Source organism: Symbiobacterium turbinis, assembly GCF_055383075.1.
This window is the reverse complement of sequence record NZ_AP042433.1, coordinates 446,705-461,356: the sequence shown is the minus strand read 5'-3', so window position 1 is coordinate 461,356 and position 14,652 is coordinate 446,705. Positions and strand designations below refer to the sequence as shown.

General features: G+C 65.7%; 14 protein-coding genes. 5 read left to right on the top strand and 9 right to left on the bottom strand.

The features are described from left to right. Positions 1 to 143 precede the first annotated feature (143 nt). From ACZ45O_RS02200 to ACZ45O_RS02175, 6 genes are all read right to left on the bottom strand, one after another. The gene (locus ACZ45O_RS02200; protein WP_464857622.1) at positions 144 to 1,703 is read right to left on the bottom strand and encodes a choice-of-anchor L domain-containing protein; all 1,560 of its coding nucleotides are present in this window, start codon (positions 1,701 to 1,703) and stop codon (positions 144 to 146) included. A gap of 30 nt (positions 1,704 to 1,733) precedes the next feature. Then, positions 1,734 to 2,336, bottom strand: a complete 603-nt coding sequence (locus ACZ45O_RS02195) for a hypothetical protein (protein WP_464855330.1) — start codon at positions 2,334 to 2,336, stop codon at positions 1,734 to 1,736. A gap of 231 nt (positions 2,337 to 2,567) precedes the next feature. Continuing rightward, positions 2,568 to 3,203, bottom strand: a complete 636-nt coding sequence (locus tag ACZ45O_RS02190) for a SipW-dependent-type signal peptide-containing protein (protein WP_464855329.1) — start codon at positions 3,201 to 3,203, stop codon at positions 2,568 to 2,570. Between the two features lie 84 nt (positions 3,204 to 3,287). Beyond that, positions 3,288 to 3,794 (bottom strand): TasA family protein, encoded by a 507-nt coding sequence (locus ACZ45O_RS02185; protein ID WP_464855328.1) that lies wholly within the window; start codon positions 3,792 to 3,794, stop codon positions 3,288 to 3,290. Positions 3,795 to 3,893: 99 nt separating this feature from the next. Further along, the gene (locus ACZ45O_RS02180; protein ID WP_464855327.1) at positions 3,894 to 4,484 is read right to left on the bottom strand and encodes a signal peptidase I; all 591 of its coding nucleotides are present in this window, start codon (positions 4,482 to 4,484) and stop codon (positions 3,894 to 3,896) included. Next, positions 4,481 to 6,250, bottom strand: coding sequence for an MSCRAMM family adhesin (locus ACZ45O_RS02175; protein WP_464855326.1), 1,770 nt, complete (start codon positions 6,248 to 6,250; stop codon positions 4,481 to 4,483). Before ACZ45O_RS02175 ends, ACZ45O_RS02180 begins: the two co-directional genes overlap by 4 nt. A gap of 400 nt (positions 6,251 to 6,650) precedes the next feature. Here ACZ45O_RS02175 and ACZ45O_RS02170 point away from each other — a divergent pair, with 400 nt between their 5' ends. Continuing rightward, positions 6,651 to 7,295 carry a LuxR C-terminal-related transcriptional regulator gene (locus ACZ45O_RS02170; protein WP_464855325.1) on the top strand — a complete coding sequence of 215 codons (645 nt, stop codon included), beginning with the start codon at positions 6,651 to 6,653 and terminating at the stop codon, positions 7,293 to 7,295. Positions 7,296 to 7,358: 63 nt separating this feature from the next. On the opposite strand, the gene ACZ45O_RS02165 is transcribed toward ACZ45O_RS02170, so the two are convergent. Beyond that, positions 7,359 to 7,793 carry a MarR family winged helix-turn-helix transcriptional regulator gene (locus ACZ45O_RS02165; protein WP_464857620.1) on the bottom strand — a complete coding sequence of 145 codons (435 nt, stop codon included), beginning with the start codon at positions 7,791 to 7,793 and terminating at the stop codon, positions 7,359 to 7,361. Positions 7,794 to 8,179: 386 nt separating this feature from the next. Between ACZ45O_RS02165 and ACZ45O_RS02160 the strand changes: the two genes are divergently transcribed. Continuing rightward, entirely contained in the window at positions 8,180 to 8,734 is a 555-nt protein-coding gene (locus ACZ45O_RS02160) for an RNA polymerase sigma factor (protein ID WP_464855324.1), read from the top strand. 112 nt (positions 8,735 to 8,846) lie between these two features. On the opposite strand, the gene ACZ45O_RS02155 is transcribed toward ACZ45O_RS02160, so the two are convergent. Then, the gene (locus tag ACZ45O_RS02155) at positions 8,847 to 9,302 is read right to left on the bottom strand and encodes a MarR family transcriptional regulator (protein ID WP_464855323.1); all 456 of its coding nucleotides are present in this window, start codon (positions 9,300 to 9,302) and stop codon (positions 8,847 to 8,849) included. A gap of 163 nt (positions 9,303 to 9,465) precedes the next feature. Here ACZ45O_RS02155 and ACZ45O_RS02150 point away from each other — a divergent pair, with 163 nt between their 5' ends. The 3 genes from ACZ45O_RS02150 to ACZ45O_RS02140 are packed head-to-tail and all read left to right on the top strand — an operon-like array spanning position 9,466 to position 13,837. Beyond that, a complete protein-coding gene (locus tag ACZ45O_RS02150) occupies positions 9,466 to 11,379 on the top strand; it encodes a PrkA family serine protein kinase (RefSeq protein ID WP_464855322.1) in 1,914 nt (637 codons plus the stop codon). Between the two features lie 42 nt (positions 11,380 to 11,421). Then, complete coding sequence (gene yhbH / locus ACZ45O_RS02145; RefSeq protein WP_464855321.1) at positions 11,422 to 12,609, top strand: sporulation protein YhbH; 1,188 nt, start codon at positions 11,422 to 11,424, stop codon at positions 12,607 to 12,609. 1 nt (position 12,610) lies between these two features. Next, entirely contained in the window at positions 12,611 to 13,837 is a 1,227-nt protein-coding gene (locus ACZ45O_RS02140) for a SpoVR family protein (RefSeq protein ID WP_464855320.1), read from the top strand. A 25-nt stretch (positions 13,838 to 13,862) separates the two neighbouring features. On the opposite strand, the gene ACZ45O_RS02135 is transcribed toward ACZ45O_RS02140, so the two are convergent. Further along, complete coding sequence (locus ACZ45O_RS02135; protein WP_464855319.1) at positions 13,863 to 14,570, bottom strand: LuxR C-terminal-related transcriptional regulator; 708 nt, start codon at positions 14,568 to 14,570, stop codon at positions 13,863 to 13,865. Between the last annotated feature and the right edge of the window lie 82 nt (positions 14,571 to 14,652).

The following is a 14,652-nucleotide window of genomic DNA, read 5'->3' as shown; positions in this document are numbered from 1 at the left end:
TATATGCCGCGACCGGGCGTGCTACGCCTCTTCACGTCGTGTTGTCAGACTGTGGATAATCCCGGCGCAGACCCGCCGGAATGGGCGTTCCGGCGGGTCTGCTGATCCGGGGGCCTGCCTGGACTCAGTTCACGAGCCTACTTCTACGGCGAACCGACGATAACGTCCCTGGTGTCCCGCAGCTTGTTGTCGAAGTAGACGAAGATGCGGACGATGGTGTCATTGATCTTGAACCGTGCGGTGTCGAAGAGCTGGCTGTAGACCTGGGTTTCCTCGTTGAACTCGATACTCTGGCCGTACACGAAGCCGGTGATGAGCTTGTTGTTGTTCAGAATATCGCGGATCTTGACCGCAACGGTCTTGTTGAACTCGCCGCCGTCGCAGCCGCCGTAGACGAACTGGATGTCGTAGACCTCACCGTTGGCCACGTAGCCGGGACCCAGCCAGGTGACCTCTTCTGCTCCGCCGGACGCGGTCGTGACGGTGTAATTACGGCTCAACGGGCTGCCCGCGTTGCCCCTCGCGTCCGTAGGCACGACGCTGAAGTTGTAGGGGCCCGGGGAGAGGCTCAGGGTGTAGCTGAGCGACTGGGTCGTGCCCTGGCTGGCGCCGTTGACGAAGACCTCGTAGTCGATGGGGATGGACGGGTCATCGGCAGCCGGCCAGCTCAGCGTGACGATCCCGCACTGCTCAATCACATCGAGGTTCGCGTTCCTGGGCCACTTCGGTCCCTTGTCGTCCCTGTAGTAGCCGGGCCCGATGAAGACGGCGGAGTCGTACTTCCAGCGCTCCTGGTTCGCGCTGTGGTCCTTGTCGCCCTTGGGATGGGCATCGGCGATGGCGACGCGGATCTTGTACCACTTGTTCTTCTCGACCGTCACGGCCTTCGTGGTCATGACCTTGGTGAAGCCGTTCACGGCCACCTTCTTGCCGCCTCTGGCCGGGTTGGGGATAAAGAGATCGCTGTTGGTGTTCTCATCGATATTCTTGACCGAGACGACCTGGCTGTTGTGGGGCCGGACCGTGGCGATGTTGTGGCTGGCGTTCAGGTTCTTGCCGGCCTGGCCAAAGAGGAAGTAGAAACCATCGTTGTAGCGCTTGTTCTCGCTCCGGCTGTACTCCTTGGAGCCGAAGACGAAGTCGAAGGAAATCGTCCCGCTCTCCACAGGCCGGAACTCAAACTCCAGGACCGAGCGGTTGTAGGTCTGCTTCGTGTCGGAGAGCATGCTGGTGAGCAGGCTGTCGCCCGCCGACCCCGAGTTGTGGCTGTACGTGGAACTCGGTGCCGCACCTACGTCGACGGCCTTGCCGGAGGTGAGGACGGCACCCTGTTCAATATTGATGATGTCCCCGCCGCCCCAGAATCTGCCCGACGAAGCCGGGGTGCCGCCGCTGTAGACGACATTGCGCAGCCGGTTCGTCTGGTTGTTGATCAGGGGGCCCACGATTTCCATGGCCAGTTGCTGCGACGTCGTGTTGCCCGGGACCACGAGATTGAGGATGGAAAAGTCCCCTTCTATGTCAGAGTCCGCAACCTCCACGGTCAGATCAACCTCAGCCAGATCCCCCTCATCCGTGATCGGTTCGGCCTCGATCGGCGGCTCGGGCTCGGGCTCCGCCTCGTCTGCCAGGGCCGGAACGGCGGTGAGACCGGCCCACAGGCAAGCCACGAGCAGCGAGGAAACCAGTTTACGGAAGGGCATCTTCACGAATTAGTCCTCCTCCCGTCAGGACTACGGGTTGTTCTTGACCTGCTCAGCGTAAGCCGTAAACGTCACGACCGTCTTCAGGCCCTGGTACTCGTTGCCCGTGCCCAAGGGCAGCTCCACCGTGATGTACAGGTCCACGTTGTCGGTGGGCTCGAGCACGATCGGCGGCGTGAGCGCCTGGCCGGCGTAGAAGGAGGCCAGGGTACCCGAGGCGAGCTCATTGTCGTGGACGTCCCGGATGGTCACCTGGAGGACGTCGGCCAGGTTCTCGCCATTCGGCCCCAGAATGGCCTCGGTCTCCGTCGCCTTGATCTCCTTCAGCCGGGCATCCAGCGTGCCGACGTTCTCGATCTGCCACTCACGCACGTGAGAGTCTCCAGGGGCCCACAGGCCGGTTTCCCTGCCGCCTGGGCCGACCGGCGACGCGCCGTCTCCGGTGTTGCTGATGTAGAAGATCGGGCCCTCGAGGGTTTCATCCACCCGGTTGCCCTCAATTCGCAGCGTACCCGCTACCAACTGATCACTGCCCACGTCCGCGGCATCGGTGAACAGAGCCATCGTGAAGCCTGCCCCGCCGACCGCGGTGACGGCCACAATCGAGGCAACAAGCAACCACTTGCGCAGCATCCGTTCTCGTCCTCCCGTCTGCGTGATGACCCGAGCCAAGACCCGGGCAGGACAGGCCCGGCCGGCCCCCGGTGATGGTCAGCCTGCCTGCCCTCAGCCGGCTCAGAACTCAGGTCAGGCCCTCAAGCGCCTCGCCCATGAGGGTTTCGCTCGTAGGAAAAGTAGCGACGTCATGTGATGGCTCCGTCCATGACCGGGCTCCCTGAGCCCGATCATTGGGCACGGCGCCCGCTACGGATTGTTCGGCATCTGCTCTGCGTAGACCATGAAATCGACGACGAGCGTCTTGTCCTGGTAGTCGTTACCGGCGTCGAGGTCGAAGGTGACCTCAAACTTCATGTGCCGGTTGCTCGTGAGGTAGACCGGGATCTTGCTGCCGTCGGGATAGGCGATCGGCACGCGCCCCGCCAGGAAGTCGCTGAGCGGTGCTTCACCCACAACCACGTCGGGACCGCCGCCCTGCGGGGTCTTCAGCACCACGTACAACTTCTCGGCCATCGGCTCGTACTGATCTTCGAAGCCCTCGCTGAGCCTGGCTCCGACGTGCGTGATCCAGGCGTCCATGCTGCTGCATTCCTCGGGATTGTAAATCGTCATGGTCCGAACGTGCTCATCGCCGGGGGCCCATACTCCGGTCGGGATGGTGCCCAACTGACCCGAGGGCGTCTTGCCCTGCTCCGCGGTGATGTAGAACATCGGCCCGGGGACCGGATCGCCGTCGTTGCGCTCGGCGTTGATGCAGAGCGTGCCGGTAAAGAAATCCCCAGAAACCTCCCTGGAGTCGGTGAACAGGGCCATGGTGCCGCCGATCGAGAGGGCGGCGATGGCCGTTGTGGAACCCAGAATCATCAGGAGCTTCTTGTTCACGGGGACTCCTCCTTACTGAGACCCCGCCGGGACAGGTCTCCCATCCCGGCGGGGACTGCTGGACTCAGCTCAGCCGTATCGGTCTTAGTTCCAGGAACTCGGATTCCCAGAGCCGTCGTCGTTGTTCCGGACCTGGACGGCCTTGAACTTCAGGGTGATGCTGCCCGACTTGCCCTGGTACTCGTTGCCAGCAGCCAGCGGGAAGCTCCACTCGACGTCGGCAGGCACCGTGTCCCCGCTGTTGGCGGTGCCCAGAAGGATGATGCCGCTGTCGCTCGAGCCGTTGATGGTGTAGGTCATGGGGTGCGTGCCTGCGAACAGGTCGCCGGAGGCGCTGTGCTCAACGCCAACGAAGGCTTCGAGGCTGCCGACGTACGCGATCTCGTAGGTGCAGGTGCCGGAATCGCCGGGGGCGATGTTGCTGGCGCTCAGATCGCAGCTGGTTTCGAAGTCCTCGCCGAACTTCACGGTACCCGCGGTGAAGGTGTTGTTCAGGTTCTCGCTCTCCGCCGTGAACAGGGCGAAGGTGGCGCCGGTGATCAAGGCGGACAGGGCACCCACGGTAGCCAGGCTCAACAGGATCCTCTTCATCTCGTCTCATCCTCCATATGACGTGATGTTGGCTTGGAGCCGGAGCTCTTGCCCAGCATTCGCTGAGCAAACCTCGCACTGCAGCCATACTGCAGGTGACTAGCTGTGGGTCTGGACATCCGCGGGCTTCTCCTCGGCCTTCTTGGCCTTCTCCTCCTCCATGACCACCTGGAAGATCTTGCGGATCTCCATGGCGATCAGGAGGGCGCCCGGGACGATGACGAGCGAAATGACACCCGTCTTGGTGCGCATAAACTCTGACAGGTAGCCGTAGAACGGGACGCGCCACCGCTGGATGCCTACGATCTGGGACCGCTGGACCGGCGTGAGGTCGGGGGCGTCGTTGTTGTCGCCCTTGGTCACGTAGGCCGCCGGCTCGCCGTTGACGAGCACGATGCCGATCACCCGGTGCGTGATGAGCATATCGGGGGCATCGGGCGCCCGGAACGTGATCACGTCGCCTTCGGCGATCACGTGCTCGGGCTTCAGCGGTTCGACGATGATGGCGTCGCCCGTCTTGATCGCCGGCTCCATGGAGCCGCTCAGCACACTGAGAACCTTGTAGTCCAGAAACGACGGCATGCGGTCAGGCGCCCTGCGCTCGGTCAGCACGAGCAGCACCGTTCCGGCCAGAACCACGGCCAGCACTGCGGTCACCGCGCCGCTGAGGATTCGCAACAGGATCTTCACGTCGTCTGCCCTCCCGCGTCGGCGTCATCTGCTTCGCCTGGTTCGGCTTCCGGCTGTGCCGTCTCGCCCGGACCTGCCTCTTCAGGTGGGTCCGCCGGCTCAGCAGGCCGGTCGGCCGGGGCGGGGACGTCTTCAGGATCCTCTGCGCCGGTGTCGCTGTCGCTGTCGGGCTCCTCTTCCACTACGGCATCGCCTTCGATGTCACCGGTTTCTTCATCCGACTCATCGTCATCGGCGTCATCATCGAACCCTTCCTCCGACGCATCGCCGTCGATGTCACCACCGGACTCTTCATCTGGCGCGCCGCTGTCGGTGTCGCCGCTGGATTCATCCTGGTCAGACTCGTCGTCGGCATCGGCGCCAGACTGCGCATCGTCAGACTCGCCGCCATCGGTATCGCCGCCAGACTGCGCATCGTCAGACTCACCGCCGTCGGCATCGCCGCCAGACTGCGCATCGTCAGACTCGCCGCCATCGGTATCGCCGTCGGACTGCCCAGCGTCTGAATCCTCGGCATCGCCGTCGCTATCCGGCTCGCCGGAGTCGTCGGCATCGCCGTTGGACTCATCCGCGTCGGGTTCGCCTGCAGCGACATCGTCCTGCGGCTCCCCATCCACGCCGTCCGACTCGTCGTCAGCGTCGTCCTCGACGGTCTCTTCGTCCTCCTCCTTCATCCCGTCGGTCTCGCCCTCGTCGGGCATGTCGCCGTCGCCTTCAGGCGGAGGTGCCGCCGGCTGGCACTCGCCGGACTCCTCAGCCTCGTCGTCGCTCTCCTCCGTCAGAGCTTCCTCGGCGGGAAGCACGCAGTCGTTGACGGGATCCTGCGGCTGAACGGCGGGGTTGTCGTCACACGGATCCGACTTGCCGTCCTCATGTGCGGCCGGCTCGGGCTCCTGGTCGCCGTCTGTGGCTCCGGTCTCGCCGGCATCGTCCGGCTCCGACCCAGGCACATCGGGTTCGCCGCCGGTCTCATCGTCCGGTTCCGTATCGGGCAGCGGGACTTCGCCCTCGGGCCGGGCGATGGGCGGCGGAACCTCGTCACCAGGGCCATCGCCGATCATCGGCAGGCCCAGGAGGTCTGGGTGAAGCCCGATGATGAACGCGGGCGATTCCTCGGAGTCCTCGTCACCGGACTCCATGACGGGCTCCTCCACCGCGGGCGCCGGCGGGCCGGATGTCCCGCCGTCACGCGCCGGAGACTCAACCGGAGTATCGGCCAGGCAAGGATCCAGTTCCGGTGCGGGCACCACCACGACGACGAACTCCATGCCCAGCTCCAGGAAACCGCCCATGCCGTACACGGTCAGGTAGCCCTGGTACTCGCCGGCCTGATCGGGCGTGCCGGTGACGAAGATGTCCGCCGTTTCGCCCGGGCCGAGCTCGGTCCTGGAGAGCTCTGCCCGCGCCCACGGGATGCCGCTCAGTTCCACGGAGAGGGACACGTGCCGGTCGCTGATGTTCATGATCTGGAAGGTGCGCACGACCTCTGATCCGACCCGGTCCGGCCCGGAATCCGTGACCAGCTGGACCCGGCCCGAGCTGAAGCGCAGCACCTGCGAGGTGGTGAGCGTTTGGAACTCGATCTGGGGCCCTCTCGCGGTGTCGTGGCTCAGGGCGAAGGTGGAACCGCTCACGTGCCCGGCCGCAAGGCTGGAGATCACGATCGTCACCGGGATGAGCACGTGGGGGAGCTTGTTCCCGGAGTCCCGGATCTGCCGCCCCAGTGCCATCATCGCCTTCCGCCGCAGCCGGCGCTTGCGCGTCATGCGTCGCAGCGGGCATCACCTCCCATCCGACGCCGATTATGGCACAGGATCGCCTCACCTTTGGGCATGAATTCGTGGATGATTCCCTATATCAGTCTTGCAGATGAAATTCTGGGGGTGTCTCACCTGGTCGAAGCAGCGCGGATGTAGTCGGGCCGCCATGCTCGCAAGAGGCAGGCGGCCGCGGATCGGGTATTTCGGATTCGAATATTTAACTGTTGATCACCTGTCCGGATGAATTCGGTCTTTTTTGCCATCACCCGCGCCGGGTGAGCAGGAGGGTATGACTTTTCGGTCGAATCTTTGGTGCGTACGCTGAGGGACTGTGTGATCCTATAGAGGGGTGTGCGGAAAAATGAGGACCCTGCAGGCTGACAAGGCGTCAGTGGCCGTTTTCTCCTTGGAGCGAATCTGGGGGGCGCATCTCAGCCAGCGTGAGCTTGAGGTCGGCCGTCTGCTGGTTTCGGGACGCTCGACGCAGGAGATCGCGGCGGCACTGTTCATCTCCGAAAACACGGTGAAAACCCACCTGCGGAATCTGTACCGCAAGACCAAGACCCGCAGCCGGGTCGAGCTGTACCGGGTGCTCATGGAGGCAGGCAGCGCGCCGGCGCGCATCGGGTCGGTGGCGGAAGACCTGCCCGCCGAGTTCGAACGGATCTTCGCCGCACTGCACGCCGATCCGGAAGACAGCATCAACAGCACCGTGGTCGTTCTCCACCTGGCGTTCCTCCAGTCCGGCCTGGTGGCACGAGTGCCCGGCACCAGCCTCACCGACCTGCTGGCCACGTCGATCCGCAGCCGGGACCACCTCCTGCCCTGGCGGGACGATCTCTATCTGCTGGTGCTGCCCGGAAGCGACCGGACCACTTCCATAGAGGTGGCTGACCGCCTCATCCGCAAGGTGAAGCGCTGGGCTGAGCGAAAGCGGCTGAGGATGCGGGCGGCCGTGGGCGCCGCCACCATCGCGGAGGGCTCGGGAACCCCCCAGTCAGTGGTGGAGCTTGCCGCCCAGCGGCTCAGGCATCTGGAGCAAGTGGAATAAGCGGCGCGAGACAGGCCAGGGTCCACGACCCTGGCCTGTCTCGCTGCTATGTTGGCGCCCCGGTCAGCTCACCGCCACGAGGCGCTCATCCGGCTTCAGCGCATCCTCCGAGGCGAGCGGATCTGTCATATCTCTCAGCAACTCGCTTAGGTGCTGTTGAATCTCCTGCGCCTCCGGCAAGACCGGCTCCAGCCACTCGCCGATGCGAGCGCGCAGCTCCTCCTCCATCGCAGGGACCCGGGCCCCCTTCTCCGTGAGGCTCAGCATCACGACCCGGCGGTCGCCCTGGAGCCGGAACCGCTCCAGCCACCCGTCCCGCTCCAGCCGGTCGATGATGGCCGCCAGGTTGCCGCGGGTGCAGTGGACCGCATCGTGCACACGCTGCAGCATGGTCGGCCGCTCCACTGAAAGTTCCCGGAGTACCTGAAACTGGGGCCAGCTCAAGCCATATTGCGACCGCAGATACCGTTCACACTGCTGTTCGAGCCTGCTGGCCATCCGCCTCACCAACGCGATCCGCTCCAGCGCTTCCACGTCGATCCGGCTCAGGAGACCCACCCCCATCCTTGGTATCTCTACCCGTCATAACGTATCTCCACCGTTAAATGTTCACGGGCGGCAATTGAATGTGCATAGTTTCGCTGAGATTGCGCGAATCATGCAGGGCGGTACGCCCAGGGGGAAGCTGAGCGGCATCACCCCTCGCACAGATACCCGTGGATAGAGTGTGAGTAAACGACTGAACAATCACCCTTGTTTGTTCTTACATAATGGTGCTATGATTACGAGCACAGGGGGCGCCCTCTGGTCCGAAACATCCGGTTATCCATATTGTGCAGCTATCACTGATCTGTTGTCTGCAGATAGAGAGGGGTTGAATGGTCATGCGCGAAGACGTCGAGCTGTGGGGACAGCCCGGCCTCAATGACGACGAGCAGCTGGGGCGGCTGATGGAGGTCATGGGGGGATCACTCCTTTCCTACGCGCACCGCCTCCTGGGCGATGCCTTCACCGCCGAGGAGGTCTGTCAGGACGCCATGTACAAGGCCTGGTGCCACATGGAGTCGCTGGAGCCCACCAGTCAGCTGCGGGCGTGGCTGTACAAGGTGACGCGCAACGCGGCCCTCGACGTGCTGCGCAGCCAACGGCACCAGACGATGTCGCTCCTGGCCGAGGATCTCCTGGATCCGACGCCGGGGCCGGAAACCGAACTCGAGCGGAAGGCCTTCGTGGAGGCGCTGCACGATGCCCTGCACAGGCTGCCGCCGCACTACACGTCGGTGTTGAGCCTGCGGCTCCTGGAGGGCTACTCGTACCGCGACATCGCCGAGGAGCTGAACCTGCCCCTGGGTACGGTGAAGAGCCGGCTGCGGAACGGCCTGCAGTACCTTTCCCGGGAGCTGGTGAGCGTCGGGGTGGACCAGTCCTACCTGTCCTGAGCGCGGCTCTTGCCGCAAGGCCGCCCACGGGAGTTCCCCGTGGGCGGCCCGTTCACTCGAGCAGGAAGATGCCCGGGCCCAGCGCCGCCTTGGCGCAATCGCCCGGGCATCGTTACGCCTCTGCCGGCTGCCCCTCTTCCATCAGCGTCTCCAGGGCCTGGAGCCGCTCGAACAGCGGGTGGGCCTCGCCGAACCAGTTCCCCAGGCTGAGGGTGAGGAACTGGTGCAGCCCCTCCTCGATCTCTCCGATCTGCTCGCCCTTCTCCGTCAGCTTCAGGAAGATCACCCGGCGGTCCTCCGTCGACCGGGTCCGCTTCACCCATCCGTCCCGTTCCAGGCGGTCCACGATGCCGGTGATGTTGCTGTGGGTACAGGCCAGCGCCGCCGTCAGCCGCTTGGCCGAAGTCGGCCCCGACTGCCGCAGGGTCCGGAGCACCGTGAAGCCCGGCCAGCTCAGGCCGTAGGTGCGCTTCAGGTAGCCGTCGCAACGGGTCTGCAGGATATGGGAGACAACGGACGCAGTCTGCACGTAAGCCAGCGGATCCAGCGGCGCAGCGCTCGCTGCCATGCCAACCACCTCACCATCGGGGCCTGGCCCCGTCGTCTTCTACTCCCCTATACGTATGTGAGACCTGAAAGGTTCACGTACTCACGTCCCCCCGCCTCACTCTGCCGTATGTTTCGACGATTGCGTCTCTGGGTATAACTCTTTCCCAGGAGGTGGAGCACGGATGAACACGCTGCTGCAGCAGCTTGAGGCGTACCGGCGGAAGGAGGAGTCCCTGCGCTGGGAGGGGACGTTCGCCGATTACCTGGAGATCGTGGCCAAGAACCCACGGGTGGCCCAGTTCGCGCACGCCCGGATCTACAACATGATCGTCTCCCACGGGGTCGAGGAGGTGGACGGCGTGCGCCGCTACCGCTTCTTCGACCAGGAGCTGTTCGGGCTTGACCGCGCCCTGGAAAGGCTGGTGGAGGAGTACCTGCATCCGGCCGCCCGCCGGCTGGACGTGCGCAAGCGGATCCTGCTCCTCATGGGGCCGGTGAGCGGCGGCAAGTCGACCCTCGTCGCCATGCTGAAGCGGGGGCTGGAGGAGTACAGCCGCACGCCGGAGGGGGCCCTGTACGCGATCCGCGGGTGCCCGATGCACGAGGAGCCGCTCCATCTGGTTCCCCGGGAGCTGCGGCCCATGCTGGAGAAGGAACTCGGCGTGGTCATCGAGGGGGACCTCTGCCCCCACTGCCGGCTGATGGTGCGTGAGGAGTACGGGGGGCGGATCGAGGCAGTTCCCGTGGTGCGGGTCCTGCTCTCGGAGGCCGACCGGGTGGGAATCGGCACCTTCAGCCCATCCGACCCCAAGTCCCAGGACATCGCCGACCTCACGGGCTCCATCGACTTCGCCACGATCGGCGAGTACGGGTCGGAGTCGGACCCCCGCGCCTACCGGTTCGACGGCGAGCTGAACAAGGCCAACCGCGGCATCATGGAGTTTCAGGAGATGCTGAAGCTGGACGAGAAGTTCCTCTGGCACCTGCTCAGCCTCAGCCAGGAGGGGAACTTCAAGGCCGGCCGCTTCGCCCTCATCTCCGCGGACGAGCTGGTGGTGGCCCACACCAACGAGACCGAGTACCGGGCCTTTATCGCCAACAAGAAGAACGAGGCGCTGCAGAGCCGCATCATCGTCATCCCCATCCCCTACAACCTGCGGGTCTCCGACGAGGTGCGCATCTACGAGAAGCTGATCCGGCAGGCCGACACCGGCCACGTCCACATCGCGCCCCATGCGCTCTACGCCGCGGCCGTCTTCTCGGTGCTCAGCCGGCTGAAGGAGCCCACGCGGGCGGGAATGGACCTGATGACGAAGCTGAAGCTGTACGACGGCGCCCACGTGGAGGGCTTCCGGCCGGAGGACGTGGCCGAGCTGCAGCGGGAGTTCGACGGCGTCGAGGGGATGAGCGGGGTGGACCCCCGCTACGTCATCAATCGCATCTCCTCGGCCATCATCCGCAAGGGTGAGAACAGCGAGAAGGCCTGCATCACCGCCCTGGACGTCCTGCGCGCCCTGAAGGACGGGCTGGACCAGCACCCCTCCATCACCGCGCAGGAGCGGGAGCGGCTGCTCTCCCTCATCGCGATGGCCCGGCAGGAGTACGACGAGATCGCCAAGCGGGAGGTGCAGAAGGCGTTCACCCACGCGTATGAGGACTCCGCCCGCACCCTGCTGGCCAACTACCTCGACAACGTGGAGGCATTCTGCGGGGGCCAGCAGATCCGCGACCCGCTCACCGACGAGCTGCGCGAACCCGACGAACGGCTCATGCGCGCCATCGAGGAGCAGATCGGCGTCCCGGAGAACGCGAAGAAGGCGTTCCGGGAGGAGATCATGATCCGGCTCTCCTCCTACGCACGTCGGGGCATCACCTTCGACTACACCTCCCACGAGCGGCTCCGCGAGGCCATTGAAAAGAAGCTCTTCGCCGACCTGAAAGACGTCGTGAAAATCACCACCTCCCTCCGCGCGCCGGACCGCGACCAGCTGCGCCGGATGAACGAGGTGGCGGACCGGCTTGTGCGGGAGCACGGTTACTGTTCCTCGTGCGCCCACGAGCTGCTGCGCTACGTCGGCTCCCTGCTGAGCCGGTAGCTCACAGCGGGCGCGTGGAAAACGGCAGAGGAGGCGTGCGCGATGCCTGAGACACCCTTCCTCATCTCCCGGGAGGACTGGTCGCTGCACCGCCAGGGGCAGATGGACCAGGAGCGCCACCAGGCGCGCATCCGCGAGGCCATACGGGCCAACCTGGCCGACATCGTGAGCGACGAGGCGATCATCGCGAGCGACGGCCGGAAGGTGGTGCGCCTGCCGATCAGGGTGATGAAGGAGTACCGGTTCCGGCTGAACTGGCAGAAGCAGGGCCGGGTGGGCGAGGCGGGCCGCCCCGTGAGCGCCGGGCAGCCGGTCGCCCGTTCAGACGAGGCCGCCGAGGCGGCCGGACGCGGCGGGCCTGGCGAGGAGGCCGGCGAGGACTGGTTCGAGACCGACCTTGCCGTGGAGGAGCTGGAAGAGCTGCTGTTTGCGGATCTCTCCCTCCCCCACCTCGAGCCCAGGCAGGAGCCCCACATCACCACCCAGCACCACGAGTGGCGGGACGTGCGGCGGCAGGGAATCTACGCCAACATCGACAAGAAGCGCACCCTGATGGAGGCCATCAAGCGCAACCGGCTGGCCGGCCGGCCGCCCCTGGCCGGGCTCCGCCGGGAAGATCTGCGCTTCCGGACCTGGGACGACACCGAGACGCCGCAGGCCAACGCCGTGCTGCTGGTGATGATGGACACCTCGGGGTCGATGGGCTCCGGGGAGAAGTACATCGCCCGCAGCCTCTGCTTCTGGATGGTCCGGTTCCTCCGCACCCGCTACGACCGCGTAAAGCTGCACTTCATCGCCCACACCACCGAGGCGAGGGAGATGGAGGAAGAGGCCTTCTTCACCAGGGGCGAGTCCGGCGGCACCCGGTGCTCCTCGGCCTACGAGTACGCCCTGCGGCTCATCGAGCGGCAGTACCCGCCGGACCGGCACAACCTCTACGCCTTCCACTTCTCGGACGGCGACAACCTGATCTCGGACAACCCCCGGGCGGTGGCCCTGCTGAAGCAGCTGCTCGCGCGCTGCGCCCTGGTGGGCTACGGGCAAATCGAAACGCAGCCGCAGTACATGGCCATGCCCTACTATCAGCCCAACACCCTGCTGACGCTCTACCAGCAGGAGATCGAGCATCCCCGGTTCGTCACGGCCCTGATCCGGGACCGCTCGGAGATCTACGCCGCCCTGCGGGCCTTCTTCCCGCCGGCCGGCGAGCGGGAAAGGGGGGCCGGGTAGCATGGCCCGCGACCTGGACCGCCTGGCCGGCGCCATCGGCGAGGTGATGGACCGGGCCCGGGCGGCCGGCCTGGACTTCTTCCCGATGCGCTACGAGCTGTGCCCGCCCGATGTGCTCTACACCTTCGGCGCCTACGGCATGCCCACCCGCTTCTCTCACTGGTCCTTCGGCAAGGCCTACTACCTGCTGAGGAGCCAGGCAAACCTGGGGCTGGCCAAGATCTACGAGCTGGTGATCAACTCGGACCCGTGCTACGCCTTCCTGCTGGAATCCAACAGCCTGCTGGAGAACACGCTGGTGGCCGCGCACGTCGTGGCCCACGCCGACTTCTTCAAACACAACTGGCGCTTTCAGGGCACCAACCGCCAGATGGTGCACACGATGAGCGCATTCGCCGAAAGGGTGCGCCTTTACGAGGCGCGCCTGGGCCGCGAGCCGGTGGAGCGGTTCCTGGACGCCGGCCTGGCGGTGGCCGAGCAGATCGACCCGTTCCCCGGGCCGCGCTCCGAGCCCGGCCGCGACCTGGCCCTCTTCCTGCTGGAGCGGGCCCCGGGGCTCGCGGACTGGCAGCGGGACATCCTCTCCAGCCTGCGGGAGGAGGCGCTCTACTTCCGGCCCCAGATGGAGACGAAGATCCTCAACGAGGGCTGGGCCACCCTCTGGCACGCGCGCATCCTGCGGGAGATGGATCTGCCGCCCGCTGACACCCTGGAGTTTGCGCGGCTGCACGCCGCCGTGCTGGGTCCCCACCCGCACGGGCTGAACCCCTACCGGCTGGGCTGCCACCTGCTGGAGTCGATCGAGGCCCGCTACGGCCGGGAGCGGCTCTTTGAGGTACGCGCGGTCGAGACCGACGTATCCCTGGTGCGCAACTACCTGACGCCGGAGCTGTGCGAGCAACTCAATCTTTACGTCTACGCGGAGCAGGGCGGCCAGTGGCAGGTCACGGCGACTGGGTGGGAAGCAGTGCGGGACGCGCTCGTGCGCCAGCTGGAGAACTGCGGTCTGCCCTACATCTTCGCCGAGGACGACAACTACCGGCAGCAGGGAGAGCTCTACCTGCGCCACGGGTACGACGGCATCGAGCTTGACGTGACGCACCTCACGCACACGCTGCGCCACGTGCACCACATCTGGCGGCGGCCGGTGCACCTGGAAACGGTGCTGGGCGGCCGGCGCACCCTCTACACCTGCACCGGCAAGGACGTGACGAGCCGGGCGCTGTGAGCCAGCGCCCGGCTTTCCCGTTGCGTTACGCAGAGTCTTGCAGGCTGGCGCAGGAGCGCCGCATCGCCGCCTCCACCAGGGCCTCCGGCGAGGCCAGCCCCTCCACCGAGCTCGCGCAGCCCAGCGAGAAGAGCAGATCGCAGTCGTTGGTGCTGGCCCACTGGCCCAGGCAGAGGCCGAGGCGCATGGCCACACCCCGCGCCACCTCCCGGTCCGTGGCCGGCAGCAGGCCAAGGAACTGATGCTCCGACCAGCGGAAGGCCAGGCTTCGCGCCCGCACGGCGTCCGACAGGGCCTCGGCCACCGCCAGGTCAGCCGCCACCCGCTCCACCGCCGAGAGGTGATGCCGGCCCTGCGCTTCGAGCCAGATCAGCGACAGCCCGCGGCCGCGGTGCTTGCGCCATAGGTCCAGCGCCCGGTGCCGGAAGGCCCGGCGGGGCAGCAGCCCGGTCACCGGGTCGAGCGCGGCGACTGCCAGCTCCTCCTCCATCACCAGCCTGCGGATCAGATCGGCACGCGAGTCGGTGCCGGTCTTGCGCAGGATGTGGCGTATGTGGGTCTTTACCGTATTCACCGTAACAAAAAGCCGCCTGGCCACCTCGGCCGTTGGCAGCCCGGCCAGCGCAAGCTGGGCGACTTCCAGCTCCCTCGGGCTCAGAAGCGGCTGCAGGCGGTCGGCCACAACCTCCGGAGAGACCGCATCGAACACCTGCTCCCGTACCTTCAGACTCATGGGCGCTCCTCCCGTCCGCGCCTTACTCCCGACCTTCTCTGCGACAGAAATACGACATACCCATTTCTCATTCAGCGCATAT

What these genes read in the sequence shown, in the direction of transcription:
- ACZ45O_RS02200 (WP_464857622.1), bottom strand. Translation starts at nt 1,703, where the DNA reads ATGCCCTTCCGTAAACTGGTTTCCTCGCTGCTCGTGGCTTGCCTGTGG.
- ACZ45O_RS02195 (WP_464855330.1), bottom strand. Translation starts at nt 2,336, where the DNA reads ATGCTGCGCAAGTGGTTGCTTGTTGCCTCGATTGTGGCCGTCACCGCG.
- ACZ45O_RS02185 (WP_464855328.1), bottom strand. Translation starts at nt 3,794, where the DNA reads ATGAAGAGGATCCTGTTGAGCCTGGCTACCGTGGGTGCCCTGTCCGCC.
- ACZ45O_RS02175 (WP_464855326.1), bottom strand. Translation starts at nt 6,250, where the DNA reads ATGACGCGCAAGCGCCGGCTGCGGCGGAAGGCGATGATGGCACTGGGG.
- ACZ45O_RS02165 (WP_464857620.1), bottom strand. Translation starts at nt 7,793, where the DNA reads ATGGCCAGCAGGCTCGAACAGCAGTGTGAACGGTATCTGCGGTCGCAA.
- ACZ45O_RS02160 (WP_464855324.1), top strand. Translation starts at nt 8,180, where the DNA reads ATGCGCGAAGACGTCGAGCTGTGGGGACAGCCCGGCCTCAATGACGAC.
- ACZ45O_RS02155 (WP_464855323.1), bottom strand. Translation starts at nt 9,302, where the DNA reads ATGGCAGCGAGCGCTGCGCCGCTGGATCCGCTGGCTTACGTGCAGACT.
- ACZ45O_RS02150 (WP_464855322.1), top strand. Translation starts at nt 9,466, where the DNA reads ATGAACACGCTGCTGCAGCAGCTTGAGGCGTACCGGCGGAAGGAGGAG.
- yhbH (WP_464855321.1), top strand. Translation starts at nt 11,422, where the DNA reads ATGCCTGAGACACCCTTCCTCATCTCCCGGGAGGACTGGTCGCTGCAC.
- ACZ45O_RS02140 (WP_464855320.1), top strand. Translation starts at nt 12,611, where the DNA reads ATGGCCCGCGACCTGGACCGCCTGGCCGGCGCCATCGGCGAGGTGATG.
- ACZ45O_RS02135 (WP_464855319.1), bottom strand. Translation starts at nt 14,570, where the DNA reads ATGAGTCTGAAGGTACGGGAGCAGGTGTTCGATGCGGTCTCTCCGGAG.